The 4,144-nt window shown below is 60.3% G+C and carries 1 pseudogene; it reads left to right on the top strand.

Annotation, left to right across the window (positions count from 1 at the left end):
- Positions 1 to 265 precede the first annotated feature (265 nt).
- A pseudogene (locus tag ACYQ2W_RS25290) lies at positions 266 to 4,144 on the top strand (NHL domain-containing protein); the annotation flags it as partial.

Raw genomic sequence — 4,144 nt, forward strand, 5'->3', positions numbered from 1 at the left:
AGTGCCGATCGAGCATTTTTCGCCGTGGGATTTCAATTGGCCCGGCTCGTTCTCGATTGGTGGCGCAGCTTCACCATCGCCGACAGCCAACAAGCCACAAACCAACTCGGAAAAGCCTTCGGATACCAAGGATAATACGCAGTGCCCAGGGTGCGTGATCGACGTGCAGGCCCAATCCTTGGGCGAGGACATCCCGTTGGTGGGAACTCCCTATTCCCTCCACTACCGTAGCGATCGTATGTCGGGCCGCTTGGACGGCCGATCCATGGGAATCCCGCTCACTGGCAGTGGCGTTCCGCCGATTCTCAAAGGAGTTCGGCTGAAAATCTCCGTTGCGGGTCAGACCCATCAAATGGAATTTCCTCCGCAACCCAACCAGAATTACACTTTCATCTGGGATGGACTGGATGCCTACGGTAGGCCGGTTTCCGGCTCTGCCATGGCCACCGTGGAGGTGAGTTACGTCTATCCCCTTGTTTATTACAGTCCAGCATTCGGCTCGTTGCGCTCTTTCGCGCGATCGACAATCAATGGTGCCCAAATACTTGCTGTTCGCGAGGATCAGGAGTTCGGCATCTCGCGCAGCTGGACGGTACAGCTTACCGGCAGCAAAGGATTCTCCTCCCGGGTAGGGCTGGGCGGATGGAGTCTCTCCGTCTACCACGAACTGGACGCAGCTGACGGGATGCTATACCGAGGAAATGGCGATCGGCGCGACCTGCGCACCGGCTCCGGATGGCTCATCCAGACCGCTGCTGGCGGAGGAGATCGTTGGCCGGTGGTCGATGGAGAAGATGTGTCACTCTTCGACATCTGGCCGGTTGGTATCGATGTGGCTGACGATGGATCGATCTATACGGGGGACGACGGCTACATCTATCGCATTGGCCTCGACGGTCGGCTCACGCTACTGGCCGGAAACGGCTCGAACGAAACCTCGTGTGAGGATGGAGTCGGCTTGGAGATGCCGTTGAACAACGTATTCGAGGTCAAGCTCGCGCCGAACGGCGATCTCTATTTCATCGAAAACGGAGCAACCTGCATACGGAAGCTGACGACCGATGGGAAGATCCGGGTTGTTGCCGGGAGTGACGAGGTGGCGTATGGCGGTGATGAAGGACCCGCTCGGGATGCAACCTTCGCGGATCTCGACTCGCTCGAGGTGGCCGCTGACGGCAGCGTGTACCTTACCGACGAAAACCGGATCCGCAAGATCGGCCCGGACGGGGTGATCCACACCTTCGCCGGTTCATCCACTGCGGGTTTTGGTGGCGATGGTGGATTCGCCCTGAATGCACTGTTCGACCACCCCCTCGATTTGGCTATTGCCGCCGATGGTAGCCTCTACGTCGCCGATACCGGCAACCATTGCGTTCGCCATATTGGCGTTTCCGGGCTGGTCTCCACCGTCGCCGGCATATGCGGTACGGCAGGAAGTACCGGAAGCGCGAGCGAGGCAACCTCCTCTTATCTGAATTGGCCGTATGACATCGATATCGGCTCCGACGGCACCCTGTACATTGCCGACAAAGAGAACCAAGCCGTGTATGAGGTCGATGACGAGGGAATCATTAGCATCGCCGCTGGAAACGGGGTGATGGGCCATGACGGAGACGGTGGTCTCGCGTCCGCTGCGTCGGTGGGGCGTCCGAATCGATTGGCATCGGCTCCCGACGGATCGCTCTATATTTCCCAGCCGACAGAGAGTCGCTTGCGGCGCCGTTTCCTGTATGACTGGTCTGCCGATCCGGTACGAATCCCCTCCGCGGACGGCTCTTCGATCTATCGTTTTGAAGGCGGCCGCCATGTGGCGACCCTGGACGCGCTCACCGCCAACGAGCGTTATCGTTTCAGCTTTGATCAAAATGAACGTCTTGTTGCCGTCACCGACATCGACGGCGAAGTGACGACGATCGAACGCGATAGCGAAGGCCGACCATTGGCCCTGGTGGCGCCCAACGGCCAGCGAACCGCACTTGACCTCGATGAAAACGGATATCTTTCGGAAATTACCAACCCCGCGGGTGAGCAGTATCGGTTTGGCTATGCAAACGCCGGCCTGCTCACCACCATGACCGATCCCCTGGATCGAACCCGAAGCTACGCCTACGACGCATCCGGGAGGCTTGTCACCGATCGTGATTCAGCGGGTGGGGGTTGGGACCTCGAGCGACGTGCAGATCGATTCCTTTACACCGGGACCACGACTACGCTCACCAGCCAAGAGGGACGGAGGAGTACCTTTCGAAAATACGCAGGCTGGATTTCCACGCAGACAACCACTGCACCGGACGGCACTGTAACCACGGCAATGCGTTTCAGCGACGGGACCAGGCACACCGCTCTTCCGGACGGATCGACACATCAGGAGTCCTACGCCCCCGATCCGCGGTTCGGCATGAGCTCTCCCGTAACGTCTACAGAACGTCTTTCCTTGTCGGGATTCTCGACCTATCAGGTGAGTACAGCTCGGAGTAAGGTGGGCGGAAGTCCGAGCGACCCATTTGATTTCGACGAACTGTCAGAAACGGTCGAGACCCCCTTTGGGGAAACCCGCACCGTATACAATGCTGCCGAGCGCAAGCAGACCGTGACCACGCCGAAGGGGCGGGTGACCACCACGTGGCTCAATGAGCGGGGTCGCCTGCAGCAGGTGGAGTATCCAGGTGGAAACCGAGTAAATTTCGAGTACGACGAGCGAGGCCGCCTTGCTGCAATGACGGCAAGCGATGGCGAGGCCGCTCGCTCCACCACCTTGCAGTATGACGCCCTGGGCAATCTCGCCGCCTTGGAAGACCCCATTGGCCGAAGGACCGAGATCGACTACGATTTGTCCGGCCGGCCGATCCGTCGTCGGCTCCCCGGCGAGCGTACCGTTTCCTACGAGTACGACGCCGCCGGCAATCTCCTTGCGCTCACCACCCCTGGCGGCGACTCCCACCGCTTTGCCTACGAGGGGCGCGACCTGGAGGCCGCGTACACCCCGCCGGAGCTGAATCCCGAGCGGGACCCTGCCACCCGTTACCGTTACAACCTCGACAAGGAGTTGGTGGAAGTCGCCCGTCCCGACGGTCGGATATTGACCATCGAGTACGACGACAAGGGGCATCAGGTCGCGGTGCGTCGGTCGGCGGGAACCACCGCTTACTCCTACGACGACACCACCGGAAAACTCATCGGCATTACCGCTCCCGATGGAGGAACGCTGGCCTTCGCCTATATGGGGCCGCTCTTGGAATCGGAGCGGTGGAGCGGAGAGGTCAACGGCGCGGTATCCCGGGACTACTGGGACGACTACCTCATGCTGGACGGGCTATCCGTCAACGGCTTGCGGATTCGCCACGACTACAATCAGGATGGTCAGCTGACCTATGCCGGGGACGCCAAACTCTATTACCAATCCGGCAGTGGATGGTTCGACGGCGTGCAGATCGGTGAGATCGACACCTATCCGGGCTACAACGGGTTCGGCGAATTGACGGAGGAGCAGGTGGAGATCAGCGGGTCCCCGATCCTGGAGACTCGCTATACCCGTGATCCGCTCGGTCGTATTACCGAAAGAGTCGAAAGCCTCGACGGCCCCGACCGCACCGAGCGCTACACCTACGACACCGCCGGGCGTCTCACCGAGGTGGAACGCGATGGTGAAACGACCACCTACACCTACGACGCCAACGGCAATCGCCTGAGCCGCGAAGGCCCCGACGGCGTGGAAACCGGCCTCTACGATGCGCAGGATCGACTGGTTGCCTACGCCGATGCCGACTATACCTACACGGCCAACGGTGAACTGGCGAGCCGTACCGACGGCAGCGGAACCACCCTCTACAGCTACGACACCGTTGGCAACCTGACCAGCGTGACGTTGAGCGACGACGTGGTGATCGACTACCTGATCGACGGCCGCAACCGCCGCATCGGCAAGAAGGTCGGTGGCGTACTGGTTCAAGGCTTCCTCTACCGGGATCAGCTCAATCCGGTCGCCGAGCTGGACGGCGACAACAGCGTAGTCAGCTACTTCGTCTACGCCGACAAATCCAACGTGCCCGCCTACATGGTCAAGGGCGGGATCAACTACGCGATCATCAGTGATCACCTGGGAAGCCCGAAGATGGTGATCGATAGCAACACTGGTGCGGTGGTT

Source organism: Endothiovibrio diazotrophicus, assembly GCF_054657215.1.